General features: G+C 66.6%; 12 protein-coding genes. 5 read left to right on the top strand and 7 right to left on the bottom strand.

Going from position 1 to position 13,171, the window contains the following annotated elements; genetic code table 11:
* Window positions 1-41 precede the first annotated feature (41 nt).
* From QX135_RS22740 to QX135_RS22760, 5 genes are all read right to left on the bottom strand, one after another.
* On the bottom strand, window positions 42-1,343 hold the full coding sequence (locus QX135_RS22740) for an MFS transporter (protein ID WP_316178626.1): 1,302 nt from the start codon (window positions 1,341-1,343) through the stop codon (window positions 42-44).
* A gap of 291 nt (window positions 1,344-1,634) precedes the next feature.
* Entirely contained in the window at window positions 1,635-1,787 is a 153-nt protein-coding gene (locus tag QX135_RS22745) for a hypothetical protein (protein WP_315783081.1), read from the bottom strand.
* A 1,199-nt stretch (window positions 1,788-2,986) separates the two neighbouring features.
* Window positions 2,987-3,799, bottom strand: a complete 813-nt coding sequence (locus QX135_RS22750) for a class III extradiol ring-cleavage dioxygenase (protein WP_316178623.1) — start codon at window positions 3,797-3,799, stop codon at window positions 2,987-2,989.
* A 214-nt stretch (window positions 3,800-4,013) separates the two neighbouring features.
* A complete protein-coding gene (locus QX135_RS22755; protein ID WP_315811296.1) occupies window positions 4,014-4,448 on the bottom strand; it encodes a DoxX family protein in 435 nt (144 codons plus the stop codon).
* Window positions 4,449-4,680: 232 nt separating this feature from the next.
* On the bottom strand, window positions 4,681-5,379 hold the full coding sequence (locus tag QX135_RS22760; protein WP_315736843.1) for an outer membrane protein: 699 nt from the start codon (window positions 5,377-5,379) through the stop codon (window positions 4,681-4,683).
* 354 nt (window positions 5,380-5,733) lie between these two features.
* On the opposite strand from QX135_RS22760, the gene QX135_RS22765 reads away from it, so the two are divergent.
* The 4 genes from QX135_RS22765 to QX135_RS22780 all read left to right on the top strand — a co-directional run bounded on the left by QX135_RS22765 (window position 5,734) and on the right by QX135_RS22780 (window position 9,367).
* Window positions 5,734-6,651, top strand: coding sequence for a LysR family transcriptional regulator (locus tag QX135_RS22765; RefSeq protein ID WP_316234294.1), 918 nt, complete (start codon window positions 5,734-5,736; stop codon window positions 6,649-6,651).
* A 42-nt stretch (window positions 6,652-6,693) separates the two neighbouring features.
* Window positions 6,694-8,397: a SulP family inorganic anion transporter gene (locus QX135_RS22770; RefSeq protein WP_316234295.1), complete on the top strand. Its 1,704-nt coding sequence runs from the start codon at window positions 6,694-6,696 to the stop codon at window positions 8,395-8,397.
* Window positions 8,398-8,596: 199 nt separating this feature from the next.
* Window positions 8,597-8,827 (top strand): hypothetical protein, encoded by a 231-nt coding sequence (locus tag QX135_RS22775; RefSeq protein ID WP_315736839.1) that lies wholly within the window; start codon window positions 8,597-8,599, stop codon window positions 8,825-8,827.
* Window positions 8,828-9,094: 267 nt separating this feature from the next.
* On the top strand, window positions 9,095-9,367 hold the full coding sequence (locus QX135_RS22780) for a GCG_CRPN prefix-to-repeats domain-containing protein (RefSeq protein ID WP_315736838.1): 273 nt from the start codon (window positions 9,095-9,097) through the stop codon (window positions 9,365-9,367).
* Between the two features lie 160 nt (window positions 9,368-9,527).
* Here QX135_RS22780 and QX135_RS22785 read toward each other — a convergent pair whose 3' ends face one another.
* Complete coding sequence (locus QX135_RS22785; RefSeq protein WP_315771420.1) at window positions 9,528-10,949, bottom strand: FAD-binding oxidoreductase; 1,422 nt, start codon at window positions 10,947-10,949, stop codon at window positions 9,528-9,530.
* Between the two features lie 72 nt (window positions 10,950-11,021).
* Here QX135_RS22785 and QX135_RS22790 point away from each other — a divergent pair, with 72 nt between their 5' ends.
* Complete coding sequence (locus QX135_RS22790; protein WP_316234296.1) at window positions 11,022-11,528, top strand: thioesterase family protein; 507 nt, start codon at window positions 11,022-11,024, stop codon at window positions 11,526-11,528.
* A 16-nt stretch (window positions 11,529-11,544) separates the two neighbouring features.
* Here the strand turns inward: QX135_RS22790 and QX135_RS22795 are convergent, their stop codons facing one another.
* Window positions 11,545-13,080 (bottom strand): helix-turn-helix domain-containing protein, encoded by a 1,536-nt coding sequence (locus tag QX135_RS22795; RefSeq protein ID WP_316234297.1) that lies wholly within the window; start codon window positions 13,078-13,080, stop codon window positions 11,545-11,547.
* Window positions 13,081-13,171 lie beyond the last annotated feature (91 nt).

Here is a 13,171-nt window from a genome sequence, read left to right on the forward strand (position 1 = left end):
CTCACGGCCGCGCGGCGATGGCAAGTCGGCCGGATCACACATCACGCCGTGGCCCCTGCCGTCCTTAACCTGTGCAATTGGCCGGCGACGAGGCGGACCCTGCGGGGTGCCGCGATCCAGATCGCCGCCGCCGAGACGAAGGCGCCGAGGAAGGCGATCACGAAGCCCGGCGTGTAGCTCAGGGTGTAGTCATAGAGCACGCCGGTCACCCACGGCCCTGCTGCGCCGCCGCACAGCCCGATCAGCATCAGCGTTCCGAAGATGCTGCCGAAATGCGCGCCCTGGAATATTTCCAGCGCGACCGCGCCCATCACCGAGGTCAGGCCGTAACCAAGCGCGCCCTGCGTCGCCACCATGACGTAGATCAGCACGAGCGACGGCGCGGCCTTGAGCGCGATCAGCGCGGCGAAGCAGATCGCGAAGCCGAGACAGCCTAATCCCCACACCGCCTCGCGCCCCAGACGATCCGACAAATGGCCGAGCGCGATCTGGCCGGGAATCCCGAGCAGGCTGACGGCCCCGAGCGCCCACACCGCGACGCTCGAGCTGAAGCCGATCTCGAGCAGGTATTTCGTCTGGTGCACCTGCACCGCGTACCAGACATAGAGCCCGAAGAAATAGCCCAGCGCGAGCCACCAGAACCGGCCCGTGCGCAGCGCACGCGACAACGTCCAGTCGGTGCCGGCCCAGGCGGCGTCGACGATGTTGGAGACCGGCTTGGCCGCATGGGCGAGCGGCGCGGCGTCGCCGTCGGGACGCAGGCCGATCTCCTCCGGCTTCTTGCGAAGCAGCAGATTGATCGGCGCCAGCACGACCAGCACGACGATGCCCATCGCGGTGCAGGCCGTGCGCCAGTTGGTCTGCGCGATCATATGCTGCACCCACGGCAACAGCGTCATCGAGCCGATGCCGACGCCGGCAAAGGCGATGCCGATCGCCAGCCCGCGGCGGCGGATGAACCAGTTCGGCAGGAACAGGGACTGGCCGGAATAGCCGAGGCAGACGCTGCCGGCGCCGACCATCACGCCGATCGTGATGTAGAGATGCCAGGGCTGCGAGGTCAGCGGCGCCAGCAACAGGCCGCCGGCCATCAGCGCGACGCCGAGTTCCATTACGGCCCGCGGGCCGGTGCGATCCATCAGCCGTCCGATCAGCGGACTGACGATTCCGGAGGCAACGAAGCCGAACGAGAACGCGCCGGCGGTGACGCCGCGGTCCCAGCCGAATTCGGCGAGGATCGGCGGATAGAACAGCGAGAACGCCGTGCGTGCATTGACGCCGACGGCCATCGTCACGAAGGTCACGGCGACGATGACCCAGCCATAATAGAACGGCAGGCGCATTGTTGTTTCACTCCCTGGTGCATCCTTCGCATCATCTGCATGCGGAGGGGTCAAGGATTTTCTACGCCGCGCCATCCCGTGTCAGTTACCTCCGAGGTCATGTGTGCGGCGCACTATTCCCTCTGCCCAGCTGATAGGGGTAGGGAAGGCTTTTGGCCTCCCCTCCCTCCGAACCGTACGTGCGGTTCTCCCGCATACGGCTCTCCAGTCGCTGGTTTCCTCATCGGGGGTGTCTGAGTTGTTCCAGGGCTGCGTCGAAGGTGAACAGTCCTTGGCTTTTGAAGAAGGCGTTCACTTGCCTCCTTTGACGCCGTTGCCCAGCGCCGACACCATGCGCGCGGCCCAGATCGAAGCTTCCATCCACCACAAAGTCCGCGGTTGTCCGCCGGCGACGTCTCCCCCTTGCGTAGCCTTGTCGGCACTGCCGGGGTTCTCTTGCTTCATCTCCCAACCTCACACATCCAGCTTCCTGCCTCCCTTCCCTCAGGACGGTTTTGCTTCCCGCCCCTCTCGCCGTCAAAACGGACCACGGTATTATGAAGGCTCTGACTCCTGACGCCCTCACCTGAGCGTCAGGTCTCTCCGCTTACTCCGCTTTGCCTTCCCGACATTCCGACCTCAACCACGTGGACTGTCCTTCGGTCGCTTTGGTCGTCGCATCAGCGCCGAGGGTTGCTTCCAGGCTTCGCCAAGGACGAGCAGGCTCGCCACAGCTCCCCGCCGAATCAGGTTCGTGCTCCTACGGACTGCCAGTTCACCTCCGGTTGCTCTCCACCCCGCCTCACGGCGACGCAGTTACCTTCGATTATGGAGTTGCGACCAACTCCAGAGCGGACTTTCACCACTCCAACAAAGCGTCCTCACGGACGCACTCGTCCCGGCGAACGCCGGGACCCATACCGCGTGATCTCGCGAGGGATATGGCTGGCGGTCATCCGTCTCATTCACGCCGGTAGTTATGGGTCCCGGCTCAAGGCCGGGACGACACCGCGTGTGTGGCGAGCTTCGCTGGGTCATGGCTGCGCTTTCTCGCGGCGCCATCGCGCCCGAGCTGTGCTTAGCTGCTCACCCTCATCAATCAGGAGGGCGCAGGGAAGGCCGGGCGCTGGCCGCGCCCGTGGCCCGCCTGCTCAAAAAAATGCAGGCGGCAGGTACCACAGGTTTAGCCGAGATCACCCGGCCCTCCCTGCGCGATGGTCTTCACGCTTATATGCAGGCTTCCTGGCGCTCGGCTTGTTGGCCGCCATGCGCGACAACGCGTTTCACGCGTTGCGCGGTGATACCAGCGTCGAGGTATCAGAACCCTGCAACTTCACGTCCGCAAGAGCATCGTTCGTCCGCACATCGAAAAGGACATGCTGCGAGTTCTCGCGGCCACCGCTCCCCGCCTCGCGTGTCGTGACGATCGCGCGCAACGCCCCTCCGCAAGTGAGGCGGGATGCGCGAGAGGATCGCGGTGATTTGCCCGACGACACAAGCGAAATCACCTGCGACATAGTAACCCGACGGGCAGGCAACGCTCCGCCATCGCTCGTGATTAGTAGAAGACGTCAGCCAATATCGAGATTTCGGGTTCAAGGCGAGCGGCCCTCCCCCCGGAATGACGGCGGCTTGGACATTGCAGAACTAATGAGTTCAGCGGCTCACGCCGCTGCCCTCGCCTCGTCGACGCCATGGAACGCATAGACATCCATGCGCAGCACGCCGTAATTGGCGCTGTTGTGCAGGCGCTCGACGCGCCCGCCCTCGCCGGCCGCGCCCATCGCTGCGAACAGCGGCAGGAAGTGCTCGTCGGTCGGATGGTTGTCGCGCGCATGCGGAGCGAGACGGCGGTAGTCGACGAGATCGTCGACGCGGCCTTCGATCGCGGCGTTGTGCACCCAGTCGGCGAAGTCGACCACCCAGGACGGCGCGGGGTCGTCGATGTCGAGCCGGCGCTTGCGGAATTCGCCGAGATTGTGGGTGAAGCTGCCGCTGCCGATGATCAGCACGCCTTCCTCGCGCAAAGGCGCCAGCGCGCGGCCGAGTTCGAGATGATGCCTTGGACCGCGCTCGGTCTGGATCGAGAGCTGCAGCACCGGAATGTCGGCTTGCGGATACATCAGGAGCAGCGGCACCCAGGCGCCGTGATCGAGGCCGCGCGCGCGGTCGATGCCGACCGGCAGGCCGGCCGCCTGCAACCGCGCCGCCACGGCGTGCGCGAGATCGGGCGCGCCCGGCGCGGGATAGCGCAACTGATAGAGCTCGCGCGGAAAGCCGTAGAAGTCGTAGATGGTCTCGTTGACGGCGACCGCATTGACGGCGGGGATGTCGGTCTCCCAATGCGCCGAGATCACCAGGATCGCCTTCGGCCGCGGCAGACTGCCGCCGAGGCCGACGAGGAAGTCGCGGGCGGCCGAATCCGTGAGCGGCAGCATCGGCGAGCCGTGCGACAGGAAGATGCTGGGCAGGGTCATGTCATGGCTCCTCGTTCTCTAGACGGATGTTCAGCTGCCAACCCAACCCACAGCTGTCGTCCCTGCGAAAGCAGGGACCCATACCGCGTGATCGGCATTTGAGGCAGGCTGCGCGTCGACCAGCGTGCTCAACCCAAGTCCGCTTGTGGTTATGGGTCCCCGCGTTCGCGGGGACGACACTGAGATTGTCGCGGCAGTCAACCAACCATGACGATCAATGCGCGTTGCGCAACTGCCCGCCGGCAAGACCGCTGCGAAGGCTGCCCAGCGCATAGGCGCCGTCGCCGAGCAGGGCCTGGATCACCAGCGTGACGGCCCAGAACGCCGGATACTCCCAGCCGCCCTTCGGATTGTTGAAGAAGAACCCCGCGGAGCCATGGACGGTGAAGATGGCGCCGAGCAGGATCGGCACGGCGGCGAGCGCCACCCAGCGGGTGTAGACGCCGAGGATCAGCGCGATGCCGGCGAGGATCTCGGCCGTGATGACGAGGTAGGCGAGCTCGGGCGGCAGGCCGATGCTGCCGAAGAATTTTGCAGTGCCGGCCGGGCTGAACACGAACAGCTTGAGGCTGGCATGGGCCAGGAACAAGCCACCCAGCGTCAGGCGAAGCAGCAGGGCGGCGTAGGGTGCAGTGCGCGAATCGATCATCTCGGGCTCCCAATGGATAGTGCCGAGACATAGATCATTCCCTGGGAGACGATAATCTGGCCGCCAGGAAAGACAGCTCAAACCATTGAGGTGAGGTGGCAGGCGGTTCGTCGTGGACGTACCGCCTTACGCACCGACGCCACGGCGCCTCGAATGCCGACGCCCCGTTCGTCCACCGTTGCATGACGCCGACATGCCTCCGGAAACCGGGGGCACATGCCGCCGCTCCCGATCAGAACCGGTAGCTCGCGCCAACGCGGATCAGGTGGAGTTCGTTCTTGAAGTCGGCACGGTTGCCGTCGCGATTGAACAGCGTCACGTTGCCGTAGTCGGTGTAGACATATTCACCGCGTCCGACCCAGTTGCTGGTGAAGGCGTATTCGACACCGACGCCTGTCGTGAGGCCGGCCTTCACCTGATCCTCCCACACCACCTGCTCGCCGGCGTTGCGGCCCTTTTGGATATTGTTGGTCAAGTTGGCGATGCCGACACCGAGCGTGCCGAAGACCAGCAAGCGGTCGAACGCATAGCCGGCGCGCGCGCGGACCGAGCCGAACATGCCGTATTTGGCGTAGGACGAATCGTTGTCGAAGATGTCGTTGCTCTGCGACGCGGTGGACCGGCCGAGATCGACCTCGGCGCCGACCACGAAGCGATTGGCGAACTGATAATTGTAGCCGCCATAGAGGCCGAAGGCCACGCCATCAGCGCCCTCCTCGGCATGGCCGTGATTGTTGTTGCGATAGAAGTCGATGGTCCACAGCCCGTGCGCGCCCCCGGCGAATGCGCCGGCATAGAAGCCGGTCCAATTGTAGTACGGGGCATCGTAGACTGCTACGGGCCGCTGGACCCTGAAATCTCCTGCCTGCGCGACCGTGCCGGCAAGCAGGACGCCACAGGCGGCAACAGCAAGAGTGTACACTGCTTTCATCAACCCATCCTCACAAACTCAATACATGTGCAAGCGAGTGCATCCCCAGAAGGCGCTCGCGCGGGGCGGAAACTGAAAACGAAGTCGGGCACCAAGTTGACCCGCTTTGGGTCAGGAAGTGATCAAATGCGGCATTGTTCGGGACTGCACTGTGGCGCGGCAACTGATACCGGCGAGAACCCGAATTTGTTGCGACATCTTTTCACTTGCAGTGCGATGACGCGAAGGCAGCGCGACTGATTCGCGCCATCGTTATGACGGACGCCCACCCCCGCCCCCGTCCGCAAGAGTGATGATTCCCCGCACCTCACGAGTCTGCTAGCGAGACACCTCACACCCGGCGAGTGAGGCTGAATGCTGGACCGTCTGACTGGACTGGAAGTGATGTCGCGGATCGCCAGTTCTGGCAGCCTGTCGGCGGCCGCGCGTGCGCTTGGCATGTCGCCAACGATGGTCACGAAACATCTGGCAGCGCTGGAGACGCGACTCGGCACCAAGCTGTTTCACCGCACCACGCGCCGGCTGACCATCACCGAGGCCGGACGCCGCTATCTCGACCTTGCCGAGCGGGTGCTCGGCGATTTCGAGGCGGCCGAGAGCGCGATCGCGGCCGACCGGGTCGAGCCGCGCGGCCTGTTGCGGCTCAATGTCCCGCTCGCCTTCGGCACGCGCCAGATCGCGCCGCTGCTTGCAAGCTTCGCCGCGCTCTATCCCGGCGTCAGCGTCGAGCTTGGCCTCAACGACCGGCTCGTCGACCTGATCGAGGAAGGCTGGGATCTCGCGATCCGCATCGGCACGCTCAAGGACTCCAGCCTGGTGGCGCGGCGGCTCGCGCCGTGCCGGATGATGGTCTGCGCGGCGCCGTCCTATCTCGCCGCCCACGGGACGCCGCGCACCACGGCCGATCTCGCCGGCCACAACTGCCTCGGCTATACGTTGGCGGCGGCCGGCCCGTCGCGCTGGCGCATGGGCGGCAAGGCGGCCATCGACGTCACCGTGAGCGGCAATCTGCGCGCCAACAATGGCGATGCGCTGCTCGCCGCCGCCCTGGCCGGGCAAGGCGTGATCTACCAGCCGACCTTCATCGTCGGCGACGAGATCCGCGCAGGACGGCTGGTGCCGCTGACGCTCGACGTGCCGCCATCGGACCTGCTGGCGGTGCATGCCGTCTACCTGCCGGATCGCACGCCATCGGCCAAGGTGCGCGCCTTCATCGACCACCTCGCCGCGGCGTTCGCGCCCGAGCCACCTTGGGATCGCGATCTTGCGTGAGCGGACGAACAGCTCGGCCGCGATGCACTCGGAGACATCGACATGACCGAGCAACCACGCCACGACGGCAATCATCATTGGCCGATGCTCCGCTCCCTGCGAGGCTGGCGGATCAGCGCCCTGCCCGCCGATCTCGCCGCCGGGCTGACGCTGGCGGCGATCGCGATTCCCGAGCAGATGGCGACCGCCAAGCTCGGCGGCTTCACGCCCGAGACCGGCTTCTTCGCCTTCATGGCGGGATCCCTGGGGTTCGCGCTGTTCGGCGCCAACCGCTTCCTGTCCTGCGGCGCCGATTCCACGATCACGCCGATCTTCGCCGGCGGCCTGGCGCTGCTCGCGACCAGCGGCACGCCCGAATACGGCAGCCTGGCCGCGGCGCTGGCGCTGCTGGTCGGGGTCATGCTGGTGCTGGCCGGCGGCTTCAGGCTCGGCGGCATCGCCAACGTGCTGTCGGTGCCGGTCACCGTGGGCTTCCTGGCCGGCATTGCCGTGCACATCATCGTCTCGCAATTGCCGGGCGTGCTCGGCCTGCCGTCACCGAGCGGGCCAACGCTGGCGCGGATCGCCACCTTGGCGGGCGAACTCGGCAAGGCCAACGCGTACACGATGCTCATCGGCTTCGGCGTGCTCGCGACCATCACGGTCTGCGAGCGGATCAGCGCCCGCATACCCGGCGCGCTGATCGCGCTCGCGGCCTCGACCTTGTTCGTGGTGTCGGCCGGGCTGAAGGGGGGCGGCGTGCCCGTCATCGGCGAGATCGCCGGCACGGTGCCGATGCCGTCCGTGCCGCTGATCGGACCGGAACAATGGGCGAAGCTGATCCCGCTCGCCTTCCTGATCGCGGTCGTGGTGATGGTGCAGACGTCGGCGACGACGCGCTCGTTCCCTTCCGATCCCGATGGTTCCGCCGATGTCGACCGCGACTTCCTCGGCGCCGGTGCCGGCAGCCTGCTCGCCGGATTGTTCGGCGCGTTTCCGGTCAATGCCAGTCCGCCGCGCACCGGCATCGTGGTCGAGACCGGCGGCCGGTCCCAGGTCGCGGGCCTGCTCGCCGCCGCGATCGTGCTGCTGCTCGTGCTGTTCGGAGCCCGACTGCTTGCGAATGTGCCGGAAGCGGCGCTCGGCGGCGTGCTGCTGTTCGTCGCACTACGCATCATCCGCGTCGCGCAGATCACAAGCGTCTATCGCGCGTCCAAGGGCGAGTTCCTGCTCATCCTGGCGACCGCGGTGGCGATCGTCGCGCTGCCAATCGAGCAGGGCGTCGCGCTCGGCATTGCGCTGTCGCTGCTGCACGGCATCTGGAGCACGACACGCGCCCACCTCATCGCCTTCCAGCGCGTGCCGGACACGACGATCTGGTGGCCGGCGCATCCGCAGATCAAGGGCGAGGATCTGTCCGACATCGCCGTGGTCGGCTTCCAGGCCCCGCTCAGCTTCCTCAATGCAGCGACGTTCCGCGCCGACATGCAGCGCCTGCTGCGCAGCCGCAAGCCGCGGCTGGTGGTGTTCGAGGCCAGCGCCATCGTCGAGATCGATTTCACCGCCGCGCAGACTCTGCGCGACGTGATCCATATCTGCAACGAGACCGGTATCGTGTTCGCGGTGGCGCGGCTGGAGTCGCTGCGGGCCCAGGAAGCCTTCGAACGGTTCGGCCTGTACGATGTGCTGCCGCGGGATCGCGTGTTCCACAGCGTCGATCACGCGCTGCAGAAGCTGCGGGCCGTTGCGTCGGATGTGCACGTTTGAGGGAAGGGTGTCCGAGAGCGCCGTGGTCAACGACGACCTCGGCGGCAGGTCGACGCTTGCGTTCCAAGCGGTGACCTCGTGATACAAACGGTTACACGTCGCGGCGACGGTCGACATACCCGCGCTAAACTCATCGGCGAGACATCCGCCTCACGATGCCCGGCCCGTCGGCCGCGGCAAAAGCAAGGGATCACCGATCATGCACAAGCTGCTTCCGCTGCTGTTGATAGTCATCTCCAGCACCGCCGCCCAGGCTCAGGACAGGAGCGCCATGCGCCAGGCCTGCGGCGACGATGTGCGTACGCTCTGTACTGGAATCATGCCGGGCGGCGGCCGCATCAAGCAATGCATGATCGAGAAGTTCGACAAGCTCTCCGACGGCTGCAGGACGGCGCTGAAGGACGCAAAGGCGCAGCAAGGCGGCAAATGATGCCGCCTGCGACGAAAGCCAGCAGGACGCGTCGCTGATCGTTCATGTTCCTTGCAGCGAATGTCTGCTAGAACACCGCACGACGGCGACCAAACTGCAGCGATGCGCCACATGATCAGCAGAGCTGCATCGCGCGATCGGTGTCATGGAGATCTCTGTGGTACCAGGAAGAGGTTTCGCGGCGTCGAGAAAATTGCGAAACCAAAACCTGTCCGACGACGTCTAAGGACTACACTGCTTCGAAACCAACGAGAGGACCGCACTGCAATGCGCAATCTGTTCACCTCCGCCCTGCTCGCCGCGACCGTCATGTTGGGCGCGTCGGCCGCGCAGGCCTTCACGCTGCCGGCCCAGCCGGCTGCTCCGGACAGCAATGTCGAGCGCGTCGCCGGCGGCTGCGGTCCCGGCTGGTTCCCGGACCGCTGGGGCCGTTGCCGGCCCGCCCCGCGCGTCTATCGCCCCTATGGCTATGGCGGCTTCGGCCCGCGCACCTGCTGGGTGCGGCCGACCCCGTGGGGACCGCGCCGCGTCTGCCGTTGATCTGAACGGAAACAAAATGCCGCCGCGTGTCAAACGCGGCGGCATTTTCTATTTGGCGAATCGTCACGCGATCCGACATCTCCCCGCAAGGAGGGAGATGTGAGCAGCGGCCCTGCACGCCGAACCAAAATCCGAAACTCAGCTCGGCTCGGATTGCCAGTCAGCGCGCCGGGATGATCTTGCCGGGATTGAAGATGTTCTGCGGATCGAGCGCCTGCTTCACCGCGCGCATCGCATCGAGCGCTTCCGGGCCGAGCTCGGACTCGAGATATTTCTGCTTGCCCTGGCCGATGCCATGCTCGCCGGTGCAGGTGCCGTCCATGGCCTGCGCGCGCTCGACGAGGCGATGCATGAACTCGTCGCCGCGCGCCATCTCATCGGCATCGTCGACATCGCACATCAAGGAGCAGTGGAAATTGCCGTCGCCGACATGGCCGACGATCGGCGAGGTCAGCTTGAGACGCGCAAGATCCTCCTCGGTCTCGGTGACGCAATCGGCGAGCCGCGAGATCGGCACGCAGACATCGGTCGCGACCACGCCGACGCCGGGCCGGATCGCCTTCACCGACCAATAGGCGTCGTGACGCGCCTGCCAGAGCTTGGTGCGGTCCTCGGGCTTGGTGGTCCAGGCGAAGTCGCCGCCGCCGCACTCGCGCGCGATCTCGGCGAAGTTCTTCGACTGCTCGGCGACCTCGGCCGCGCTGCCGTGGAATTCGAGCAGCAGAAGCGGCGTCTCCGGCAAGGTCAGCTTGGAATAGGCGTTGCACGCCCTGACCTGCGCTGCATTGAGCAGCTCGATGCGCGCCATCGGAATGCCGGTCTGGATCGCGAGGATCGTCGCCTGGCAGGCGCCGCGCACGGTCTCGAACGAGCACGACGCCGCGGCGATGGTCTCGGGAATGCCGCGCAGGCGGATGGTCATCTCGCAGATGATGCCGAGCGTGCCCTCGGCGCCGATGAACAGGTGCGTCAAATCGTAGCCGGCGGCGGACTTCTTGGCACGGGTGCCGGTCTTGATGATCTCGCCATCGCCGCGCACGACCTTCAGCGCCAGCACGTTCTCGCGGATGGTGCCGTAGCGCACGGCATTGGTGCCGGAGGCCCGCGTCGACGCCATGCCGCCGAGGGACGCGTCGGCGCCGGGATCGATCGGGAAGAACAGGCCCTGGTCGCGCAGATATTCGTTCAGGGTCTTGCGGGTGATGCCGGGCTGGATCACGCAGTCGAGATCCTCGGCGTGCACCTCCAGCACCTTGTTCATGTCGCGCATGTCGATGCAGATGCCGCCCGCCGGCGCATTGACCTGGCCCTCCAGCGAGGTGCCGGTGCCGAACGGAATGATCGGCACGCCCTTTGGCGCGCAGATGCGGACGACATCCTGGATGTCGGCGGTCTCCTGCGCCAGCACCACGCCATCCGGCGGCTGCGTCGGCAGCCAGGTCGTGGTATGGCCATGCTGCTCGCGCACCGCCTGCGAGGTGATGAGCCTGTTGCCGAAGCGGGCCGCGAGCGCGTCGAGCGCACTTTTCAGCGCCTCCGGCGCGGGCCGCTTCAAATCGTGATGGGGGATCGTCGTCGCCACTGCTTCCTCCGAAAGTTGGGCGGACCGTGACAAAGGACGATCAAGGGGTCAAGGGAGCAAACGGAAGAGCCGATGAGCGATAATGCAGTGCCCACAGCGCAAGGCGCCGGACCGTTTCTGTCGCAGGTCATGCAGATCGAGCCGCAATGGATCGACTACAACGGCCATCTCAACATGGCCTATTACAACGTGATGTTCGACCGCGCCATCGACCAGATCTGGGCCGAGCTCGGCATCGGTCCCGCCTACATGAAGGAGCGCCAGGGCTCGACCTTCACCGCCGAATGCCACGTGCGGTACCTGCGCGAGATCCATCTCGGCGATCCCGTTGTGGTCGCGGTCTGGCTGATCGCCGCCGACGAGAAGCGGCTGCACACCTTCGAGGAGCTGCGCCATGCCGAGGAAGGCTGGGTCTCCGCCACCTCGGAGAACATGTCGGTGCACATCGACATGACCAAGCGCAAGGTCGCGCCGTTTCCGCCGGACATCCAGGCCAACATCGCCCGCGTGCTGCAGGCGCATGCCACGCTACCGCGGCCCGACGGGCTCGGCCGCGCCATCGGCATGCCGAAGAGATGACGGTGACCGGCCGCCGCTACGCCGGCAGGCCGGCGTCGGACAATCCCTCGAATACCCGGGCCGAATAGGCGTCCGGCAGCGGCGGCATGCCGCGCTGGACCTCGGCCAGGGTCAGGTCCGGATAGCCGGCACGCAGCGCCTGCAGGCTGCGCAGGGCTTCCGGCCGCTCACCCGCCAGCACGTGGGACGGGCACATGGTCCGGTGCACCCACAGCGACGACGGATGCTCGCGCAGGCCGCGCTGCTGCCAGCGCGCCGCCTCCGCGTAGGTGCCGGCGGCGAAATGCGCGCAGCCGATTCCAATGAGGGCGTTGAAGGCGAGCGGGTCCTGCGGCGCGAGATCCAGCGCAATCCGAAAGCGCTCGATCGCCGACGCGGCATCGCCGCGATAGACATCGAGCCAGCCGCTGCGGCTCCAGGCCCAGGCGGCACCGCCATCCAGCGCGAGCGCCCGGCCCACCACCTGCTCGGCCTCGGCGAGCTCATCCAGCAAGGTGAGCGCATTGCCGAGCACGCACAGCACGGTCGCATCCGCAAGCTCAGTCGGCACGCGCTGCGCCAGGGCGCGACCAAGCTGCCGATCCTGCCCGGGCGCGGTGCCGAAATGATAGACCGCGCGCTGGCCGTAGGCCCAGGCCGCGAGCGCCGTGGCCAGGGCATGACGGGGATCGCGGGCGATGGCCTGATGCAGCAGCTCGAGCGCACTGCGGTTGCCGTCGGCGTCGAGCGACAGCACGCCGGGCATGGCGCGCAGCGCGAGATCCTGCGCGGTCAGATCCTCATCCGGTTTGCGCAGCGCCCGATCGATCTCGGCGCGGCGCAGGCTTTGCAGCAGCGATGCCGCCACGCGGGCGGCCAACCGTTCGTGACTGTCGGCCTCCCACCGCAGCATGACCTCGCCGCGATGCGCCCATATCAGCCCGCCGCTGTCCTGGTCGATCAGCTGCAGCAGCAGCCGGGACGCGCCATCCGCGTGGAGCGACGCGTTCATGCGGTAGCGCGCCGCGCGCGGCTGGGTCGTCACGGCAAATCCGGCGCGGGTCAGCGCCAGCGTGAGCTCGGCCGCGAGGTCGTCCGCCAGCTCGCGCACGCTCGGATCGGTGGCGATCATGGCGAAGGCGATGGTCGGCCGGTCGCGTACCGGCGCAATGGTGGTGCGCGACGCGGCGAGCTGCGCCATCAAGACCGCCTGCCGCCTCAGGGTTTCCGACGGCGTCTCGCCGTGGCAGCGACGATAGCCGGCGGCGAAGCGGCCGTAATGCGGGAAGCCGCAGCGCAGAGCGACGTCCATCACCTTCTCGCCGGCGCGCCCCTGCAGAAACTCGACACGGGCGCGCGCGTAGCCGAGCTCCTGCCGGACCATTTGCGGCGACCGGCCGATCGACCTGACGAACTGGCGCTGCAAGGTCCGTCCGGAAACGCCGGCAATCTTCGCCAGATCGGCCAGCGTCCAGCGCCGCCCGAGGTCGTCATGCATCGCTTCGAGCGCGCGGCGTACGCTGCGTGGCAAAGGCTGCCGCGCCGCCAGGGGAACCTGATCTCCGTCCATCATGCGACGACGTCCAATTGCCTATGGGTCATCGGCGGCGCTCGAAAAGTTCACGATCCGGATGGCCGTGTCGCGATCTGGATAGCGCGGCCCG

Source organism: Bradyrhizobium sp. SZCCHNR1098 (assembly GCF_032489375.1).
Lineage (GTDB): Bacteria > Pseudomonadota > Alphaproteobacteria > Rhizobiales > Xanthobacteraceae > Bradyrhizobium.

What these genes read in the sequence shown, in the direction of transcription:
- QX135_RS22740 (WP_316178626.1), bottom strand. Translation starts at nt 1,343, where the DNA reads ATGCGCCTGCCGTTCTATTATGGCTGGGTCATCGTCGCCGTGACCTTC.
- QX135_RS22745 (WP_315783081.1), bottom strand. Translation starts at nt 1,787, where the DNA reads ATGAAGCAAGAGAACCCCGGCAGTGCCGACAAGGCTACGCAAGGGGGA.
- QX135_RS22750 (WP_316178623.1), bottom strand. Translation starts at nt 3,799, where the DNA reads ATGACCCTGCCCAGCATCTTCCTGTCGCACGGCTCGCCGATGCTGCCG.
- QX135_RS22755 (WP_315811296.1), bottom strand. Translation starts at nt 4,448, where the DNA reads ATGATCGATTCGCGCACTGCACCCTACGCCGCCCTGCTGCTTCGCCTG.
- QX135_RS22760 (WP_315736843.1), bottom strand. Translation starts at nt 5,379, where the DNA reads ATGAAAGCAGTGTACACTCTTGCTGTTGCCGCCTGTGGCGTCCTGCTT.
- QX135_RS22765 (WP_316234294.1), top strand. Translation starts at nt 5,734, where the DNA reads ATGCTGGACCGTCTGACTGGACTGGAAGTGATGTCGCGGATCGCCAGT.
- QX135_RS22770 (WP_316234295.1), top strand. Translation starts at nt 6,694, where the DNA reads ATGACCGAGCAACCACGCCACGACGGCAATCATCATTGGCCGATGCTC.
- QX135_RS22775 (WP_315736839.1), top strand. Translation starts at nt 8,597, where the DNA reads ATGCACAAGCTGCTTCCGCTGCTGTTGATAGTCATCTCCAGCACCGCC.
- QX135_RS22780 (WP_315736838.1), top strand. Translation starts at nt 9,095, where the DNA reads ATGCGCAATCTGTTCACCTCCGCCCTGCTCGCCGCGACCGTCATGTTG.
- QX135_RS22790 (WP_316234296.1), top strand. Translation starts at nt 11,022, where the DNA reads ATGAGCGATAATGCAGTGCCCACAGCGCAAGGCGCCGGACCGTTTCTG.
- QX135_RS22795 (WP_316234297.1), bottom strand. Translation starts at nt 13,080, where the DNA reads ATGATGGACGGAGATCAGGTTCCCCTGGCGGCGCGGCAGCCTTTGCCA.